Below are 18,635 nucleotides of genomic sequence, written 5' to 3'. Positions count from 1 at the left end.
GCTTCGCTCAAGCCCTGAAGAATCAAGGACGCATATCGGCAGAGCGCCGTGAACCTGCTGATCCTTCCAATTCCCTACAAGTGCCGCCGGTGAGGCGGGACCGTTGCGGCATCCGCATCGTTCCTCCTGCTGCGGGTGCCAGGAGCATCGTGCCGAAGCCGTGCAGCGCGCGCGTCGGCCCGCGCAGCCGCCTCAATTGGCCTTTGCGGTCGCCGCCGCGTCGGCCCGCTTGGCCGGCGCCCCCGACGCCTTGGCCTCGCCGCCCGCCTGCTTCTGGGCGGCGGCCTTGGGATTGGCCGGCTTGTGCGCCTCGGCAGGCTTGTGCGCGTCGCTCGTCTTGGCCGCCGGGTGGGCGTGCGGCGCCTTCCTGGGGGCCGGCGGCGTCGGCTCGGGCGCGGGCGGCGGCGGCAGCGCCGCCTGGGCGGTCGGCGGCGCCGCGGCGGTGCCGAACAGGTTGCCGAGGAGCTTGCGGTAGGCCGACGGGTCGTCCTCCGCGCTCGCCACGGTCACCGGGGCGGGCGCCGCCGCGCCGGCGGCCGGCGCGGCGGCGAGCGCCTGCGCGGCCTCCCGGCTCGGGATCGCGGGCGGCTCGGCGGCGGGCGCCGCGAAGGCGAGCGCGGTCGGCTTCGCGGAAGGCTTCGCACCGCCGAGCTTGCGGGCCGCCGCCCCGTTCGCGGCCTCGGCCCGGCCGTCATGCGCCTTGCCGTCCGGCGCCTTCGCGTCCGCCGCCTTCGCGTCCGCCGCCTTGGCCTCGGCCATCAGGATCGGCCGGCCCTTGGCGTCGACCGGGATCTCGTCGGGTCCGGCCGCGATCGCTTCCGGCCGGCTCACCATGCCGAGATCGGGCCGCCGCGCCTGCTCGGCGAAGAGCTGCGCGCTCGGCGCCGTCTCGCGGAAGAACGGGTGCTGGCCGCCATCCCTGTAGACCACCCGCACGGACGGAGCGCCCTTGGCGATCAGCTCGGCGACCTGCTGCTCGTCCTTGCCGCGCTTCTCCGCCACCAGCGGGTCGACCTTCGGGGCGCAGGACCCCGCCGCCGCATCCTGGCCGCCGAACACGTAGCGGGTGCCGCAGACCCCGACCCGCGGCTCCTCGTGCAGGGCCTCGAAATAATCCGAGCCCTCCTTGAGGTTCTTCCAGAACGGCATGTTCGGGTCGTTGCGGTACTTGGCGAGGTTCTCCGCATTCATCCGAAACGGGTAGGACTGGAACTGGAAGGCCCGCTGCCCACCCGCGAAGGCCTCGCGGGCGATGGCGTAGATCTCGGCGATCGCCTCGTCGGTCATCGCGAAGCAGCCGGCCGAGGAGCAGGTCCCGTGCACCATCAGGTAGGTGCCGGTGCGGTTGTTCGCCCGGTCGAAGGCGTTCGGGAAGCCGGTGTCGAACGAGAGGTAGTAGGAGGAGTTCGGGTTCATCTGGCCCGGAGTGATCGGGTAGAACCCCTCGGGCGCCTGGCGGTCGCCCTGCCGGATCTTCGGGCCGAGCTGGCCGGACCAGCGGCAGATCGGGAAGGTCTTGAGGAGCGCGTAGCGGCCGTCGCTGCCGCGCTTCCACACCTCCATCTCGGATTCCTTCTTGAAGGCCCGGATGAGGATCGGATCGCCCGGCGACATGCCCTTCTGGGACATCAGCGCCACGGTCTTCTGCGGGATCGGCTGCAGGTGGCGGGTCGAGCCGCCGGAGTACATCCCGCCGTCCTGGCAGGCCCCGAGGGACAGGGCGAGCAGGAGACCGCTTGCCGCCAGCACCGCACGCTTCGCCATGGGGCTCCCCGTTCTCGCCAAATGCCCGAAGCACAATGCCGCTTCGGATCGACCTCGCCCAACCCCATAGCTTCGTTAAGCTTGACCGGACCTTACCGCAAGCAGCGGCGGCCCGCCTGTCCCTCGCTCAACGATGGCCGGGACGGTCGCGCCGCGCGGCGGCCCGGACGAGATCGCGCACCAGGGCATCGTCGCCGTCTTCGGCGAAACGAAGGCCGAGCGAGGCCGAGCGCGTGTGAATCCTGTGGAAGTCGAGATCCTCCATCCCCAGGTCGATCCGCTCCGCCCGGGGGCTCGCGGCCCCGGGCTCGACTTGCAGGACCAGGACGCGATTGCGCGACGGCGCGCGTGACAGCATGTCGCAGATGGCGATCGCGTCCTCGGGCGCCACCGGCCAGGCCGACAGAATGTAGTGCTGGTTGACCGCCTCCGGATCGGCGAGCGCCGCGCGCAGGCGGCGCACGCCGGCCTCCAGGAAGCGGTAATCCTCGGGCGAGGTCGCCGGATCGTGGTGGTTGAACACCACCGGCACGCCGCAGCAGGCGCGGTAGTAGCGGTGGCGGCAGCGGGTCAGCGCCGGGTCGGGCCGTTCCTCGGGCGGCACGGTCTCGTACTCGGCGGGGTCGAGGAGCCGGGCGAAATCGTTCGCGAGGCAGTCCCGGACCATCGCGGCCGAGGAGAAGATCCAGTCGAAGGGCCCCGACCAGCCGCGCAGGCCCGTCTCCTTCAGCACCTGCGCCATGTGGCAGTGGCTGCCCAGCGAGATGTGGTTGGTGCGGCCCGGCTCGCGGCTGTCGGCGTGGCGGCCGAGGCGGCCGAGCAGCCGGGCCGCGAGCCCGCCGGTCACAGCTTGCGCCCGATCTCGAGGAATTTCTGGGCGCGCTGGTCGCGCAGGGCCTCCGCGTCGAGGCCGTCGAGCCCGGCGAGACCCTCGGCGATGGCCTCCTCGGCGGCGCGGAATGCGGCCGCCGGGTCGCGGTGGGCCCCGCCGGTCGGCTCGGGCACGATGGCGTCGATCACGCCGAGGCGCAGCAGGTCCTGGGCGGTGATCTTCATCGCGGTGGCGGCGTCCTGCGCGCGCCCGGCGTCGCGCCACAGGATCGAGGCCGCCCCCTCGGGCGAGATCACGCTGTAGATCGCGTGTTCGAGCATCAGCACCCGGTTGGCGGTGGCGAGCGCGATGGCGCCCCCCGAGCCGCCCTCCCCGATCACCAGGGCGAGGTTCGGGGTGCCGAGGGCGAGGCAGGCCTCCGTCGAGCGGGCGATGGCCTCGGCTTGGCCGCGCTCCTCGGCGTCGATGCCCGGATAGGCCCCGGCCGTGTCGACGAAGGTGAGGACCGGCAGCCCGAAGCGCCCGGCGAGGTCCATGAGGCGGACCGCCTTGCGGTAGCCCTCGGGGCGGGCCATGCCGAAATTGTGGCGGATGCGCGCCTCGGTGCTGGCGCCCTTCTCCTGCCCGATCACGCAGACGGGCCGCCCGCGGAAGCGGCCGAAGCCGCCCACGATGGCCTCGTCCTCGCCGAAGCTGCGGTCGCCGGCCAGCGGCGTGAACTCGCTGATCAGCGCGTCGCAGTAATCGACGAAGTGCGGGCGCTGCGGATGGCGGGCGACCTGCGTCTTCTGCCAGGGCGTGAGGGCGGCGTAGAGCTCGGCGAGGGCCGCGGCGGCCTTGCTCTCGAGCCGCGCCACGTCCTCGGCGATCGCCACCGCGCCGTCGCGGGCGCCGAGGGCGCGCAACTCCTCCAGCTTGGCCTCGAGTTCGGCGACCGGCTTTTCGAAATCGAGGTAGGAGCGCATCGGATCCCGTGCTGATCGGTCCGTCGGGGGCGCGCGGCCGGCTCCTGACAGGGCCCGGCCCCGCATGCGGAGCGTCCGGCCGGCGAGGGCCGCGCGGCGGGCGGGCACCGCTTGGCGGACGGGCCCGGCCCTGTCAACCCGCGATCGGCGCGGCCCGCGCCGGCCGCGGGGCTGCGCCCGCCCGCCCGTCCCTTGCTCTTCGTCACCGGAGCGTCATGCTGGCGCGCGAGATCGGACGGGATGCGGAGACGGGCCGGATGGCATCGCGCGAGGGCAACCGGGACGAGTGCCACGTGCTCGTCCTGCAGGGGGGCGGCGCGCTCGGCTCCTACCAGGCCGGCGTCGTCGAGGCGATGCAGGAGGGCGGGATCGCGCCCGAATGGGTCGCCGGCATCTCGATCGGGGCGATCAACGCCGCGATCGTCGCCGGCAACCCGCCGGAGCGCCGCGTGGCGCGGCTGCGCAGCTTCTGGGAGCAGGTCAGCTCCGGCTTCCAGGTGCAGCCGCTCTGGCCGGGCGAGCAGGCGCGCAGCCTGCTCAACGAGATCAGCGCGAATTTCGGCGCCACCTTCGGGATCGCGGGCTTCTTTCAGCCCCGGCTGCCCCCGCCCTACCTGTTCCCGCCCGGCGCGCCCGAGGCGCTGAGCTACTACGACACCGCGGCGTTGCGCGAGACGCTGCTCCAGCTCGTCGATTTCGACCGGATCAACCGGCGCGAGACGCGCCTCAGCGTCGGGGCCGTCAACATCCGGACCGGCAACTTCACGTATTTCGACAACCTGCGCGACGAGATCGGCCCCGAGCACATCATGGCCTCGGGCGCCCTGCCGCCGGGTTTCCCGCCGGTCGAGATCGAGGGCGAGCATTACTGGGACGGCGGCCTGGTCTCGAACACGCCCCTGCAGCACGTCCTCGACGAGGAGCGCTGCCGGGACCTGATGATCTTCCAGGTCGACCTGTTCAGCGCCCGCGGGCCGATGCCCCGCACCCTCTCGGAGGCGGCCGAGCGCGAGAAGGACATCCGCTACTCCAGCCGCACGCGGATGAACACCAACGACCAGGTCGAGATCCGGCGGGCCAAGACCGCCTTCCGGCGCCTCGCCGAGAAGCTGCCGCCGGAGCTGCGCGAGGACCCGGACGCGGCCTTCCTCTCGGAGATCAGCCACGAGAACGCGGTGTCGATCCTGCAGCTGATCTACCGGCGAAAGACCTACGAGGGCAACGCCAAGGATTACGAGTTCTCGCGCCAGACCATGCTGGAGCATTGGTCGGCCGGCCGCAGCGACGTGCGCCGCTCGTTCCGCCACCGCGAGTGGCTCGCGCGCTGCCGGCCGGATGAGGCGGGCGTCGCGGTGTTCGACCTCACGCGGGACGCCCGCGACTGAGCCCCGCCCCGGCGGTCCCCCTTCCCCATCGAGCCAGGAGGCTTGCATGACCCTCACCGCGAAGACCGCTGTCGTGACCGGATCGACGAGCGGAATCGGCCTCGCCATCGCGCGCGCCTTCGCCAAGGAAGGCGCCAACGTGGTGCTCAACGGCTTCGGGAAGCCGGAGGAGATCGAGCGCGAGCGCGCCGGCATCGAGTCCGAGTTCGGCGTGAAGGCGCTCTACTCGGGCGCCGACATGTCGAAGCCGGAGGAGATCGCCGGGATGATCGCCGAGGCGGAATCCGCCTTCGGGGCCGTCGACGTGCTGGTGAACAACGCCGGCATCCAGTTCGTCTCGCCGATCGAGGAGTTCCCGCTCGCCAAGTGGGATCAGATCATCGCGATCAACCTCTCCTCCGCGTTCCACGCGATGCGGGCCGCGATCCCCGGCATGAAGCGCAAGGGCTGGGGCCGGATCATCAACACGGCCTCGGCCCACTCGCTGGTGGCCTCGCCCTACAAGTCCGCTTACGTCTCGGCCAAGCACGGCATCGCCGGGCTCACCAAGACCGCGGCGCTCGAACTCGCGCCGCACAAGGTCACGGTGAACTGCATCTCGCCGGGCTACGTCTGGACGCCGCTCGTGGAGAGCCAGATCCCCGACACCATGAAGGCGCGGGGCCTGACCCGGGAGCAGGTGATCAACGACGTGCTGCTGGCGGCCCAGCCCACCAAGGAATTCGTGACCGTCGACCAGGTGGCGGCGCTCGCGGTCTTCCTGTGCTCGGATGCGGCGAGCCAGATCACCGGCGCCAACATCTCGGTCGACGGCGGCTGGACCGCCGCCTGACGGCGCCCGGCCGGCTCCGCGCCGGCCGGCCCTCAGCCGAGGGCGCGCTCGATCAGCCGCGCGGCGGCCAGCGCCCGGCCGTCGTCGCCGAAGCGGGCGATGACCTGCACGCCGAGCGGCAGGCCGTTCGCGTCGGTCTCGACCGGCACGGTCACGCAGGGCACCCCCATCAGCGTCCAGAGGCGGTTGAAGCGCGCGTCGCCCGTGGAGGCGAGGCCCTCCGGCGCCGGCCCCGGGGCCGCGAGGGTCAGGATCACGTCGACGCCGTCCTCCGCGAAGACGTCCTTGAGGCTGCGCCGGGCCCGGTGGGCCACGCGCCGGCCCGAATCGTAGGCCTCGGTGGGGATCTCGCGCGCCGCGTCGAGCTGGGCGCGCAGGAGCGGCGGCAGCGCGTCGCGGTGGGTGTCGTATTCCCAGGCGAGCGCCTGGGCGGCCTCGTAATCCTGGATCACCGGGTGGACCGCGAAGGCCTCGCCGAAGAGCGGCGGCAGGGCGAGGTCGCGCACCCGCGCGCCCGCCCGCTCCGCCGCCGCGGCGGCGCGGTCGAGGGCGGCGAGCGCCTCGCGGGCGGGCGGCGCGCAGAAATCCTGCCGCACCACGCCGATCCGGGGCTGGCCGGGATCCCCCGCCGGAAGGTCGATCGCCGGCCGCGCGGCGAGGAGCGCCAGGGCCCGGGCCGCGTCCGCCACCCGGGCCGCGAAGAGGCCGACCGTGTCGAGGGCCCAGGAATAGGTCTTCACCCCGACGGTGGGCAGCAGGCGGAAGGACGGCTTGACCCCGACCACCCCGCAGAAGGCGGCGGGGCGGATCACCGAGCCGCCGGTCTGGGTGCCGAGGGCGAGCGGCACCAGCCCGGCCGCGACCGCGGCGGCGGAGCCGGCCGAGGAGCCCCCCGGCGTGTGCGCGAGGTTGCGGGGATTGCGGGTCGGCGTCGGGTCGAGGAAGGCGAAGGCGGTCGTCGTCGTCTTGGCGAGGGGCACGGCGCCGAGGCGGCGCAGCCGCGCCACCACGGGCGCGTCCGCCCGCGGGCGCCAGCCCGCGTAGATCGCCGAGCCCATCTCGGTCGCGAGGTCGGCGGTGTCGATGATGTCCTTGACGCCGACCGCGATGCCGGCGAGCGGCCCCTCCGCGGGCACCGGGCCGGGAGGCAGGGTGCGCAGGATCGCGCCGACCTCGCGGTCGCCGGCAGCGATGGCCTCCCGGGCCTGGGTGATCGCCCCCTCGGCCGTGAGGCGGCCGTCGCCGATGCGGGCGCGCAGATCGAGAAGCGAGAGCATCCGAGCCTCCTGTGCCGTCACGGACCCGGCAGCGGGCCCTGCTCCCGCTTGGACGCACGCGCACTGGTGGTGTCAAGGACGTCCCGGTCGTGGGGCGCGAGAACCGCGCCGTCTCCCGCCCTCAATGCAGGGGCCGCCCTCAACGCACGCTTAAGTCAGGTCTGGTTTGGTGGGCCGGTCGATCGAGGGGGCGACGGATGGCGCGACACGACCAGCACGGCGCGGACCGCGCGGCAGCGGCGCTGCCCGACCGGATGGCGCGGCTGACGCGCCGGCCGGGCGCGCCCGAGATCCACTACGAATCGGCCGCCCCACCCTCCCGCGGCAGCAGGAAGGAGCCGGGGGAGCGCCCGGCCTCCTACATCCCCTGGCCGATCCGCCTGGTGCTGAAGCTCCTCGTCACGGCCGCCGTGATGCTCGGCGTAACCTACGGGCCGGGCTACCTCAACTGCCGCAGGCTGCGCGAGGAGGGCGGCTTCTTCTACGGCATGACGATGCCGGCCTGCACCCGACAGGCGACGCTCGACCGGATCTCGACGATGCAGCACCAGTTCGAGGACGTCGCCCGCGCCATCGGAGCGCATTGAGCCGCGCGGGCCGGGCTCGGGCCGGCATCCCGGGCCGGGCTTGAGCGAAGCCGACATCCGCCGGGGTCGGAGCGGATCAGCACCCCGGCACCGGGCAGGCCCGGCGGCAGGCCCTGACGGCGCGGGCCCGCTGCATCTTTTGGCAAGGAAGCGCCCTTAGCCTGGCACGACCGTCCGACCCGGCAGGGACACGATGATCATCCGCCTCGCCGCCGCGCTCGCGGCCCTGACCGCCGCGCTCGCGGCGCTGCCCCCCGCGCTGGCGGCCGAGGCCGGCTGCGGCGGGGACGCCTACTCCTCCGCCCAGGTGACGGCGGGCGGCCGGCCCGGACCGATCACCGCCGTGCCGGAGACCCTCTGCGCCGACCTCTCGGGCACGCGGCGCACGCCGCTGCGCCTCGACCTCTACGCCCCGGCCCCCGCGTCGGGCGCGGATGGCGCGACGGGCACGCCCGCCCCATATGGAGACGAGACGCGGCATTCCGGCCCGCGCCGCCGCGACGGGAGCCGCCCCCTGCCGCGTTGAAGGCCCGCCCGCCGATCCGGGCGACAGCCGCGAGGACTGACACCCGCCTTGATGACCCGCCGCTCCCTCCCCCCGCAGGCCCGTGCGCGCGGCGTCACGGCGGTGCTCGGCCCGACCAATACCGGCAAGACCCACCTCGCGATCGAGCGCATGCTCGCCCACCCGACCGGCATGATCGGGCTGCCCCTGCGGCTCCTCGCCCGGGAGGTCTACCACCGGGTCGTTGAGCGCGTCGGCCCCGAGCGCGTCGCCCTCGTCACCGGCGAGGAGAAGATCAAGCCGGACCGGCCGAGCTACTGGATCTGCACCGCCGAGGCGATGCCGCGCGACCGCGGCGTCGATTTCGTCGCCGTCGACGAGATCCAGCTCGGCGCCGACATGGATCGCGGCCACACCTTCACGGACCGGCTGCTGCACCAGCGCGGCCGCGAGGAGACCCTGCTGATCGGCTCCGGCACGATGGGGCCGCTGGTCCAGGCCCTGATCCCCGGCGTCCACGTCACCACGCGGCCGCGCCTGTCGCAGCTCGGCTTCGCGGGCGAGAAGCGCCTGTCGCGCCTGCCCCACCGCACCGCCATCGTGGCCTTCTCGGCCGAGGAGGTCTACGCCATCGCCGAGCTCCTGCGCCGCCAGCGCGGCGGGGCCGCGGTGGTGCTCGGCGCCCTCTCGCCGCGCACCCGCAACGCCCAGGTCGAGCTCTACCAATCGGGCGACGTCGACTACCTCGTGGCGACCGACGCGATCGGCATGGGGCTCAACCTCGACGTCGACCACGTCGCCTTCGCGTCGAACCGCAAGTTCGACGGCACCCGCTTCCGCGGCCTCAGCCCGGCCGAGATGGCGCAGATCGCCGGCCGCGCCGGGCGCCACCTGCGCGACGGGACCTTCGGCTCGACCGGCCGCTGCCCGCCCTTCGAGCCCGAGATGGTGGAGGCGCTGGAGAGCCACAGCTTCGAGCCCACGCGCGTCCTGCAATGGCGCAACCCCGACCTCGATTTCACGTCCGTGGCCACCCTGCAGGCCAGCCTCGCCGAGCACCCGGCCGAGCGCGGGCTCGTGCGCGCGCCGCGCGGGGACGACGAGGCGGCCCTCGACCTCCTCGCCCGCGAGGACGACATCCGCGACGTCGCGTCGGGCCGCGGCGGCGCGGTCGAGCGGCTCTGGGCGGTCTGCGGGGTGCCCGACTACCGCAAGACCCCGATCCAGACCCATGCCGACCTGATCGCCCAGCTCTACCGCTTCCTGATGCGGGGCATGGCCGGGCGGATCCCGGCCGATTGGTTCGCCAAGCACGTCGCCATGGTCGACCGGATCGACGGCGACATCGACACCCTCTCCCAGCGCATCGCCCAGGTGCGGACCTGGACCTTCGTCGCGAACCGCCCCGACTGGCTCCAGGACCCGGAGCATTGGCAGGGCGAGACGCGTCGGGTAGAGGACAGGCTGTCCGACGCGCTTCACGAGCGGCTGGCGAGTCGCTTCGTGGATCGGCGCACCAGCGTCCTGATGCGGCGCCTGAGAGAGAACACCATGTTGGAAGCTGAGATCACCGCGGGCGGCGACGTGACGGTCGAAGGCCAGCACGTCGGCCACCTGCACGGGTTCCAGTTCGTGCCGGACCCTGGCGCGGAGGGCCAGGAAGCCAAGACCCTCCGGAGCGTCGCCGAGAAGGCGCTTGCGGGCGAGATCGAGGCGCGGGCCGACCGCTTCGCCGCCGCCGCCGACGCGGCCCTGGTCCTGTCGAACGACGGCACCATCCGCTGGACCGGCGACCCGGTCGCCAAGCTCGTGCCCGGCGACAAGCTCTACGCGCCGGCCCTGCGCATCCTCGCGGACGAGCAGCTGACCGGCCCGGCCCGCGACAAGGTCGAGGGGCGCCTGCAGGCGTGGCTCAAGGCCCACATCGTGCGCCTGCTCGGACCGGCCCTCGAACTCGAGGCCGCCGAGGACCTCGCCGGGCTCGCCCGCGGCATCGGCTTCCAGGTCTCGGAGTCGCTCGGCGTGCTGGAGCGCGCCCGCGTCCTCAACGAGATGCGCAGCCTCGACCAGGAGGGCCGCGCCGCCCTGCGCAAGCGCGGGGTGCGCTTCGGCGCCTACCACATCTACATGCCGGCCCTGCTCAAGCCCGCGCCGCGCACGCTGGCCGCCCAGCTCTGGGCCCTGCAGAATGGCGGCCTCGATCAGGCCGGCCTCGACGAGATCGCCCATCTGGCGAGTTCGGGCCGCACCTCGATGCCGGTCAACCCGGAGATCGCCAAGGGCCTCTACCGGGCGGCGGGCTTCCGGGTCTGCGGCGGGCGCGCGGTGCGCGTCGACATCCTGGAGCGCCTCGCCGACCTGATCCGGCCGGCCATCGCCTACGTGCCCGGGACCACGCCCGGCGAGCCCCCACCCGGCGCCGCCGACCGGGACGGCTTCGTGCCGACCGTCGGCATGACCTCGCTGGTCGGCTGCTCGGGAGAGGACTTCGCCTCGATCCTGAAATCCCTCGGCTACGTCGTGGACCGGCGCGCCGGCCCAGCCATCACGGTGCCGCTGCGCCCCGCCGCCGCCACCGCGCCGGTCCGGCCCGCTTCCGCGGCGCAATCCGCCGGGGCGGAGGAGCACGGACAGCCGGAGGCCGAAGCCGCGCAGGCCGAGTTGGGCCAGCCCGAGGCGGGTCAAGCCGAGACGAACCAAGCCGAGACCGCGCAGGCGGAATCCGCGGCGGCCGAGGACGCGGCACAGGCGGAATCGACCGAGGCGGGGCCTGCCGAGGCGGCGGGATCCGACGAGGCCGTGACGGCCGAAGCGGCGGCCGAGGCTGCCCCGGCCGAGCCGGCGGAGCAGGACAGCGCCCCGGCGGCCGAGGCCGAGGCCGCGGCAGCGGCGGAGTTCGGCGCGGAGGCGCAGCCCGAGGTTCCGGCCGACGCGGCGACGGAGCCGACCGAGGCGGCGGAGCCGGCGCACGGGGTCGAGGCGTCCGATGCGGGGCAGGAGGCTGCGCCGGACCAGGACGGCGAACCGGCGCAGGAGGCCGCGCCGGCCGTTCCCGCCGAGCCGATCCTGATCGAGGTGTGGCGCCTCCACCGGCACCCGCGGGGTCAGGCCAACCGGCACCAGGGGCGCGGCCGGCCGCAGAACGGCCCGCAGGCCCAGGGACGCTCCCACCAGGACGGACGCCCCCCGCGCCGCGACGAGAACCAGACCGGCGATCGCCCCCGCCCGCAGGGCCGGCCGGGGCCGCGCTGGGGCGAGCGCCCGGCGGACGGGGTCCGGGCGGACCAGGGTCGGGCGGAGCACGGCCGTCAGGAGGGTGCCCGCGCCGAGGGGCGGCCGCCCCGCGGCGCCCAGAACGGCCGCGGGCCGGACGAGCGCGGCGGCCGCCCGCCGCAGGAGCGGCGCGACGGCGGCTATCGCGGTCAGGGCGACAGCCGCCCGCCGCGCCGCGAGCGGGCCCCGGACCCGGATTCCCCCTTCGCCAAGCTCCTCGCCCTCAAGGCGCAGATGGAGGCGAGGGATTCCGAGAAGCGCTGACGCGGCGCCATGCGGGACGATCGCCAGCGCCTCGACAAGTGGCTGTGGTTCGCCCGCTTCGCGAAGACGCGCAGCCTCGCCGCCCGCCTGATCGCGGACGGCTACGTGCGGGTGAACGGGCAGCGCGCCGAGGCGGCCTCGAAGGCGGTCGCGGTGGGCGACGTCGTCACGGTGGCGGCCGCGCACGCCACCGTGGCGGTGCGCGTGGTGGCGCTCGGCGAGCGCCGCGGCCCCGCCCCGGAGGCCCGCCTCCTCTACGCGGACGTGGCGGGCGGCGTCGCGCCCGGGTGACGACCCCGCCGAAGGCGTCGGTTGCGGCGTTCGGGTGCTTGCCAGCGTCCCGGTCAGGGGCTAGAGCGCGGCGGAGAATGCCGGGCTTCGCAACGCCCCCTCACGCTCCTCAAGGACCGACAGGCTCATGACCTACGTCGTCACCGAGAATTGCATCAAGTGCAAGTACATGGACTGCGTGGAAGTGTGCCCGGTCGACTGCTTCTACGAGGGTGAGAACATGCTCGTCATTCACCCGGACGAGTGCATCGACTGCGGCGTCTGCGAGCCGGAATGCCCCGCCGAGGCGATCAAGCCCGATACCGAGCCGGGCCTGGAGCGCTGGCTGAAGCTCAACGCCGACTTCGCCAAGAACTGGCCCAACATCACGCAGAAGAAGACCGCCCCGAGCGACGCCAAGGAGTGGGACGGCGTCGCGGGCAAGTTCGACGCCCATTTCTCGAGCAATCCCGGGACCGGCGACTGAGCCGCGCCGCCGCGGCCGCGGCCGCGGTTCCGGGCTGATTGTATACGGTGCACGGGGCGCTGGCATGCGCGCCGTGCGCCTGAATTTTTTTGATTTTCGGGGCTCTCCGTGCTAGGGTCCATATCGCCGTCGCTTACGTCCGACGTGCGGCACTCGCCCGCCGAGCGGGACTATTTCTCGAAGGGGCCCCGCCGCATGAGGTTCAGCCGTGGAGGGTTTTTCCTGATCCGCGGCCTGATCGGACGTTCCTTAGCTATCGGTTGACAGGGACTGGCGGGCGCTTCCTCGGGCGTCCGACTGGCATTGTTTTCAGCCGGGCCCCCTGACCCGGACGAATGACCCGCCCGCGGCGAGTAGACCGTGGACGGCGATCTGGAGGCCACCCCCGCATGACGACCGCCAAGAAGACGACTGCTGCCCGCCAGGGCTTCAAGACCGGCGAAGCGATCGTGTATCCCGCTCACGGTGTAGGCCGCATCACGGCCATCGAGGAGCAGGAGATCGCCGGCTACAAGCTCGAGCTTTTCGTGGTGTCGTTCGAGAAGGACAAGATGGTGCTCCGGGTCCCGACCGCGAAGGCGAACGCGGTCGGCATGCGCAAGCTGGCCGAACCCGACCTGGTCAAGAAGGCGCTCGACGTGCTCACCGGCCGCGCCCGGGTGAAGCGCACGATGTGGTCGCGCCGCGCCCAGGAATACGAGGCGAAGATCAATTCCGGCGACCTCATCGCGGTCACCGAGGTGGTGCGCGACCTCTACCGCTCGGAGGCCCAGCCCGAGCAGTCCTATTCCGAGCGCCAGCTCTACGAGGCGGCGCTGGATCGGGTGGTGCGCGAGATTGCCGCGGTCAACAAAATCACGGATACGGAATCGCTCAAGCTGATCGAGCAGAGCCTCGCCAAGTCGCCCCGGCGCGCCAAGAACGCCGAAGCGGAGGCGGAAGGCGACGCCGAGGACATTCAGGACGAGGCCGAGGCGGCCTGATCGGGCCTTTTTCGCACGATTTTTCGAGAGCCCGGCCGCGAGGCCGGGCTTTTTGTTGCCTTCGCGCCACACCTCCCCTGAGTTCCCGCGCCGGCCCGCCGCGGCGCGGAACCAACGCTGCGGATGGGCCGTTGTCGGAGGCCCGTCGGGACACCGATCGGATGCGCGCGGTCTCGCGCGATCCCGCCCGGGCAACGAGCGCGCGTGCTGGCGGAGGCGGGGATGGCGGAAATCGCAGGAATTCGTCGGCAGTTCGTCCGCATGGCGATGGACGCGCCCTTCCTCGAACGCGAGGAGGAGCGCGGGCTCGCGGTGCGGTGGAAGGACAAGCGCGACGAGCAGGCCCTGCACCGCCTGATCTCCGCCCATATGCGCCTCGTCATCGCGCTGGCGGGCCGCTTCCGCCATTACGGCCTGCCCATGGCCGACCTCGTCCAGGAGGGCCATGTCGGGCTGATGGAGGCGGCCGCCCGCTTCGAGCCGGAGCGGGACGTCCGCTTCTCCACCTACGCGACGTGGTGGATCCGGGCGTCGATCCAGGACTACATCCTGCGCAACTGGTCGATCGTGCGGGGCGGCACCTCCTCGGCGCAGAAGGCCCTGTTCTTCAACCTGCGGCGCCTGCGCGCCCGCCTGATGCAATCGACCGACGAGCGGGTCGGCGACGAGATCCACCGGCGCATCGCCACGGCGATCGGCGTCTCGCGGGAGGACGTGGCGCTGATGGATGCGCGCCTGTCGGGCCCCGACATGTCGCTCAACGCCCCGATCACCGACGAGGGCGACGCGTCGGCGGAGCGGGTGGATTTCCTGGTCGACACCTCGCCCCTGCCCGACGAGGCGGTCTCGGACGCGGTGGACGGCGAGCGGCGCCTCACTTGGCTCAGGCAGGCCCTCACCGTCCTGTCGGAGCGCGAGCTGCGCATCCTGCACGAGCGGCGGCTGGCCGAGGATCAGGCGACCCTGGAGGCCCTGGGCCACCGGCTCGGCATCTCGAAGGAGCGCGTGCGCCAGATCGAGAACCGCGCCCTGGAGAAGCTCCGCCGCGCGCTGGCCGAGCGCTTCCCGCAGCAGCCGGGCGGCGGCATGAGCGCGATCATCTGAGCCGCGCGGCTGTTGCGACAGCGGCCGCCGATCCCGCCACGAGACCCCGCGACCCGTCGTGATCCGAGCGGACGCCGCGCCGCTCCTCGCCGGGAGCCTCACGCCACCCCGCGCAGCACCTGCCAGCGCAGGCTCTCCTCGCCGGCCCAGGCGAGGCGGGCGCCGTCGGGCAGCAGGCGCGATCGCGCCCGCAGCCGCAGACCCTCGCGGCGAAGCGACCAATGCTCGTCCGCGGCCGCGAGCAGCACGGTCTGGGGCGCGGCGGCGATTCCCTCCCCGCTCGCCTTCACGAACGCCTCCTTGACGGTCCAGAGTTCGAGGGCCCGCGCCGGGCGCCGCGCCTCCGGCAGGGCCCGGTACTGGCTCAGCTCGGCCGGGTGCAGGAAGGACCGCGCCACCCCGTCCCAATCGACCGGACGGCTCGCCCCCTCCACGTCGATGCCGACGCGCCCGCCCCGGGCCAGAGCCACCGCGATCCAGCCCGCCCCGTGGCTGATGTTGAAGTCGAGATCCGGCGTGCCGGGAAGGGCCGGCCGCCCGGACGCGTCGCGGATCAGCACGATCCCGCCCGGCGGCCGGTCGAGGGCGGCGGCGAGGAGGTGGCGCAGGAGCCCGTGGGCCGCCTCGCGCTCGAAGCGGTCGCGCTCCTGCAGGAACCGCGCGATCCGCGCGGCCTCGTCCGGCGGCAGGGCCCGCTGCGCCGGGGACAGACCGGCCACGACCGCCTCCGCCCGCGCAACCACGGCGAGGGCCGCCCCGGGAGCGAGACGCGGCGCGAGCCCGGCGAGGGCCGCCGTCCCGTCCCGGTCGTCGCCGTTCTCCGCGGTCGTCATCGCGCCCCTCCCCGCCCGGCAGGGAGCTAGCAGGGCGGCGGCGCGCCGCAAAGCGGGGCCTCGCGCGTCGGGCGTCGCGCCTCAGGCGCAGCGCGCCGCGGGCGCCGCGTCCTCGAGGCCGGGCAGGCCCTCCGCGACGCCGAGGAGCGCGGACAATTCGCGCCCGGCCACCTCGATGAAGGCCCGGGCCTTCGCGGGCGTCAGGTGCGAGGTCGTCACCAGAAGCACCGGGACCGGCGGGCCGCTCCACTCGGGCAGGACGCGCCGGAACGCGGGCCCGTGGCCGTCGATCAGCGGCAGCAGGGCGAGGCCGTCGCCGGAGGCCGCGAAGCGCCGGGCGAGCGGCCCGCTGGTGCAGGAGACCGCCCCGCTCGCCGTGACCGTGACGACCTCGTCGTCGCGCCGCAGCTCCAGGGACTCGCCGCCCGGCGCCGCGGCGAGCAGCGCGTGCTGCGCGAGCTCGCCCGGGTGGCGCGGGGTCCCGACGCGGGCCAGGTAGGCGGGGGCCGCGAACAGGCCCGTCTCCAGGCTGCCGAGCCGGCGGGCGACCATCGAGGCCTCGCGCGGCGGCGCGGTCAGGATGGCGAGGTCGCAATCCTCCGCCGCCGCGTCCGTCCCCGCCGCGCGCAGCTCGACGTGGACGCGCACCTGCTCGTGGGTCCGCAGGAAGGCCCCGATCACCCCCGGCAGGTGGCGCATCACCCACTCCTCCGCCGGGACGCTGATCCGCAGCAGCCCGCTCGGGCCCCGCGCCTGCGCGATCATCTCGTCGAAGCTGCGCTGAGCCTCCTCGACCACGCGGATCGCGCGCTCGTAATAGGCCTCGCCGTGAGGCGTCAGCGCGAGCTTCCGGGTCGTGCGGTCCAGAAGCCGCAGCCCGATCGCGGCCTCGAACTGCGTGATTCGCCGCGAGAGCGACGATATCGGCACATTGAGCGCGACGGCCGCTTGGCTGAAGCTCTTGCGCTTGGCGACCTCCACGAACAGCGCGAGGTCGCGCAGGACTTGCGGGTGAGGCAAACGGACCTCCGGCAGGGGTGCGGGTGTTACGTCACTCCTCCGGAGATTGCCTCTCTAGGTGCTGAATTTCAACTCTAGATCAGGTCGATTCGTCATCCGGGCGGCGTGGAAGCCGGCCCGGGCAGCGATTTTCCGCGATCGCGGGCCGCTCCGGCGGCGCGCCGGCCGGGGCCGGGACGCGCCCGGTTGACGGCTGGGCACGCGCCGGGCCACACCGCCGCGCCGGCCGAGGGGCCGGCGGAAGGCCGGAGATTCGCATGTCCCATCCCGTCTCCCCGCTCGCCCCCGCCGACGTGCCCGACCTGCCGCCGATCGCGGGCGTGCGCCTCGCCACCGCGCAGGCGGGTATCCGCTACAAGGGGCGCACGGACGTGCTCCTCGTGCTGCTCGATCCGGGCGCGCAGGTCGCGGGCGTCTTCACCCGCTCGAAATGCCCCTCGGCGGCGGTGGATTGGTGCCGCGCCCAGCTCGGCGGGGGCGAGGCGCGCGCCCTGGTCGTCAATTCCGGCAATGCCAACGCCTTCACGGGGCTGAAGGGCCGCCAAGCCGTCGCGCTCACGGCGGAGATCGCCGCCGCGGCCGCGGATTGCGCGCCCGAGCAGGTCTTCGTCGCCTCGACCGGGGTGATCGGCGAGCCCCTCGACGCCAGCAAGTTCGAGGGCGTGCTCACCGCCTGCGCCGGCCGCGCGAGCCCCGGTTCGGAGAACTGGGCCGAGGCCGCCCGGGCGATCATGACCACCGATACGTTCCCGAAGCTCGCGACCCGCCGCGTGCGGCTCGGCGACCGGGAGGTGACGATCAACGGCATGGCCAAGGGGGCCGGCATGATCGCTCCCGACATGGCGACGATGCTGTCCTTCGTGTTCACGGACGCGGCGGTCGCGGCGCCGGTGCTGCAGGAACTCCTGCGCGCCGGGGCGGAGCGGAGCTTCAACTGCGTCACCGTCGACGGCGACACGTCCACCTCCGACACGCTGCTCCTCTTCGCCACCGGCCGGGCCGGCCACGCCCCGGTGACCACGGCGGAGGATCCGCGCCTGGCGGAATTCGCGGCCGCGCTCGACGACCTCCTGGTCGAACTCGCCCAGCTGGTGGCGCGCGACGGCGAGGGCGCCCGCAAGTTCGTGACCGTGCGGGTCGAGGGCGCCGCCGACGACGCCTCGGCGCGCCGGATCGCCTTCTCGATCGCCAACTCGCCCCTGGTGAAGACCGCGGTGGCCGGGGAGGACGCCAATTGGGGCCGCGTCGTGATGGCGGTCGGCAAGGCCGGCGAACCCGCCGAGCGCGACCGCCTCGCGATCTGGTTCGGGGACGTGCGCGTGGCGGTCGATGGGGCCCGCGACCCGGCCTACAGCGAGGAGGCGGCCAGCGCCGTGATGCGCCGCCAGGAGGTGACGATCCGGGTCGATCTCGGCCTCGGGGCCGGCGCGGCCCGGGTCTGGACCTGCGACCTGACCAAGGCCTACGTGGAGATCAACGGGGATTACCGCTCGTGAGGCGCGCCCTCGCCGCGGCGGCCCTCGCCCTCCTGCTCGCCGGGCCGGCCGCCGCCCAGGAGGCGGGCCGGATCCGCGTGATCGGCCGCGCGAGCACCGCGCTCCCGCCCGACGAGGTCACGGTCACGATCGCGGTGGAGCGCCGCGGCCCGAGCGCCGCCGCCGCCCTCGACCAGAACTCGGAGGCGGCGCGCCGGCTCATCGACCTCGCCAAGGAGTTCGGCGCCGAGGTCTCGACCTCCGCGGTGACGCTGCAGCCGCTCACCCGTCCGGCCCGGGAGCCGGGCGGGACGGTCCGCGACGCCCCGGACGGCTACCTGGCGGTGAACGCGGTGCAGATCCGGCTCGCCGAGCCGGGCCGCCTCGGCGACCTGATGCGCCGCACCGTCGACGGCGGGGCCGACCGCATCAACGGGGTGAGCTTCGGGCTGCGCGACCCCGCCCGGGCCGAGGACGAGGCGCGGGCCGCCGCCGTCGCGGACGCGGTCAGGCAGGCGGAGACCCTGGCGCGGGCGGCCTCGCTGCGCCTCGGCCGGATCGTGGCGATCGTCTCCCCGCCCCGCAGCGACGCGCCGGTCCCGCTGGGCCGGGCCTTCGCCGCGAAGGCGAGGGGCCCGGCGGTGCCGATCGAGGCCGGAACCGTCGAGGTGAGCGCCGCGGTCGAGGTCACCTGGACCATCGCCCCCTGAGGGGCCTTGCCCCCTGAGGGGCGGCCGCCCCGATCGGGAGGCCGGGCGAGCTTCCCATACCGCTCCCGC

Annotated in this window: 17 protein-coding genes; 11 read left to right on the top strand and 6 right to left on the bottom strand. The window is 73.9% G+C overall.

The window, feature by feature from the left end; genetic code table 11:
* Positions 1–192: 192 nt before the first annotated feature.
* The 3 genes from MET2598_RS35780 to MET2598_RS0100885 all read right to left on the bottom strand — a co-directional run bounded on the left by MET2598_RS35780 (position 193) and on the right by MET2598_RS0100885 (position 3,561).
* The gene (locus MET2598_RS35780) at positions 193–1,764 is read right to left on the bottom strand and encodes a L,D-transpeptidase family protein (protein ID WP_018259551.1); all 1,572 of its coding nucleotides are present in this window, start codon (positions 1,762–1,764) and stop codon (positions 193–195) included.
* 127 nt (positions 1,765–1,891) lie between these two features.
* Complete coding sequence (locus MET2598_RS0100890; RefSeq protein ID WP_012334512.1) at positions 1,892–2,611, bottom strand: papain-like cysteine peptidase; 720 nt, start codon at positions 2,609–2,611, stop codon at positions 1,892–1,894.
* Positions 2,608–3,561, bottom strand: a complete 954-nt coding sequence (locus tag MET2598_RS0100885) for an acetyl-CoA carboxylase carboxyltransferase subunit alpha (protein WP_012334513.1) — start codon at positions 3,559–3,561, stop codon at positions 2,608–2,610. The genes MET2598_RS0100890 and MET2598_RS0100885 overlap by 4 nt, the downstream gene beginning before the upstream one ends.
* A gap of 257 nt (positions 3,562–3,818) precedes the next feature.
* Between MET2598_RS0100885 and MET2598_RS0100880 the strand changes: the two genes are divergently transcribed.
* Complete coding sequence (locus tag MET2598_RS0100880) at positions 3,819–4,946, top strand: patatin-like phospholipase family protein (RefSeq protein ID WP_198292993.1); 1,128 nt, start codon at positions 3,819–3,821, stop codon at positions 4,944–4,946.
* Positions 4,947–4,992: 46 nt separating this feature from the next.
* Complete coding sequence (locus MET2598_RS0100875; RefSeq protein WP_018259549.1) at positions 4,993–5,778, top strand: 3-hydroxybutyrate dehydrogenase; 786 nt, start codon at positions 4,993–4,995, stop codon at positions 5,776–5,778.
* Positions 5,779–5,810: 32 nt separating this feature from the next.
* On the opposite strand, the gene MET2598_RS0100870 is transcribed toward MET2598_RS0100875, so the two are convergent.
* A complete protein-coding gene (locus MET2598_RS0100870) occupies positions 5,811–7,055 on the bottom strand; it encodes an amidase (protein ID WP_018259548.1) in 1,245 nt (414 codons plus the stop codon).
* Positions 7,056–7,252: 197 nt separating this feature from the next.
* Between MET2598_RS0100870 and MET2598_RS0100865 the strand changes: the two genes are divergently transcribed.
* The 7 genes from MET2598_RS0100865 to MET2598_RS0100835 all read left to right on the top strand — a co-directional run bounded on the left by MET2598_RS0100865 (position 7,253) and on the right by MET2598_RS0100835 (position 14,528).
* Positions 7,253–7,642: a hypothetical protein gene (locus MET2598_RS0100865; RefSeq protein ID WP_012334517.1), complete on the top strand. Its 390-nt coding sequence runs from the start codon at positions 7,253–7,255 to the stop codon at positions 7,640–7,642.
* Positions 7,643–7,835: 193 nt separating this feature from the next.
* Positions 7,836–8,168: a hypothetical protein gene (locus tag MET2598_RS0100860; protein ID WP_012334518.1), complete on the top strand. Its 333-nt coding sequence runs from the start codon at positions 7,836–7,838 to the stop codon at positions 8,166–8,168.
* A gap of 51 nt (positions 8,169–8,219) precedes the next feature.
* On the top strand, positions 8,220–11,684 hold the full coding sequence (locus MET2598_RS0100855; RefSeq protein WP_012334519.1) for a helicase-related protein: 3,465 nt from the start codon (positions 8,220–8,222) through the stop codon (positions 11,682–11,684).
* 9 nt (positions 11,685–11,693) lie between these two features.
* On the top strand, positions 11,694–11,975 hold the full coding sequence (locus MET2598_RS0100850) for an RNA-binding S4 domain-containing protein (RefSeq protein ID WP_012334520.1): 282 nt from the start codon (positions 11,694–11,696) through the stop codon (positions 11,973–11,975).
* 127 nt (positions 11,976–12,102) lie between these two features.
* Complete coding sequence (gene fdxA / locus MET2598_RS0100845; RefSeq protein WP_012334521.1) at positions 12,103–12,441, top strand: ferredoxin FdxA; 339 nt, start codon at positions 12,103–12,105, stop codon at positions 12,439–12,441.
* Between the two features lie 389 nt (positions 12,442–12,830).
* Complete coding sequence (locus MET2598_RS0100840) at positions 12,831–13,424, top strand: CarD family transcriptional regulator (RefSeq protein WP_012334522.1); 594 nt, start codon at positions 12,831–12,833, stop codon at positions 13,422–13,424.
* A 222-nt stretch (positions 13,425–13,646) separates the two neighbouring features.
* Positions 13,647–14,528: an RNA polymerase factor sigma-32 gene (locus MET2598_RS0100835; RefSeq protein WP_012334523.1), complete on the top strand. Its 882-nt coding sequence runs from the start codon at positions 13,647–13,649 to the stop codon at positions 14,526–14,528.
* Positions 14,529–14,626: 98 nt separating this feature from the next.
* Here MET2598_RS0100835 and MET2598_RS0100830 read toward each other — a convergent pair whose 3' ends face one another.
* Complete coding sequence (locus MET2598_RS0100830; protein ID WP_012334524.1) at positions 14,627–15,361, bottom strand: 4'-phosphopantetheinyl transferase family protein; 735 nt, start codon at positions 15,359–15,361, stop codon at positions 14,627–14,629.
* An 81-nt stretch (positions 15,362–15,442) separates the two neighbouring features.
* Positions 15,443–16,381 carry a LysR family transcriptional regulator gene (locus MET2598_RS0100825; RefSeq protein ID WP_018259546.1) on the bottom strand — a complete coding sequence of 313 codons (939 nt, stop codon included), beginning with the start codon at positions 16,379–16,381 and terminating at the stop codon, positions 15,443–15,445.
* Between the two features lie 257 nt (positions 16,382–16,638).
* Between MET2598_RS0100825 and argJ the strand changes: the two genes are divergently transcribed.
* Positions 16,639–17,877, top strand: a complete 1,239-nt coding sequence (gene argJ, locus MET2598_RS0100820) for a bifunctional glutamate N-acetyltransferase/amino-acid acetyltransferase ArgJ (protein WP_012334526.1) — start codon at positions 16,639–16,641, stop codon at positions 17,875–17,877.
* Positions 17,874–18,566 (top strand): SIMPL domain-containing protein, encoded by a 693-nt coding sequence (locus MET2598_RS0100815; RefSeq protein WP_018259545.1) that lies wholly within the window; start codon positions 17,874–17,876, stop codon positions 18,564–18,566. The genes argJ and MET2598_RS0100815 overlap by 4 nt, the downstream gene beginning before the upstream one ends.
* The last annotated feature ends 69 nt before the right edge of the window (positions 18,567–18,635 follow it).

It is taken from the genome of Methylobacterium sp. WSM2598 (assembly GCF_000379105.1).
GTDB lineage: Bacteria > Pseudomonadota > Alphaproteobacteria > Rhizobiales > Beijerinckiaceae > Methylobacterium.
The sequence above is the reverse complement of the archived record's forward strand: the minus strand, read 5'-3'. Positions and strand labels throughout refer to the sequence as shown.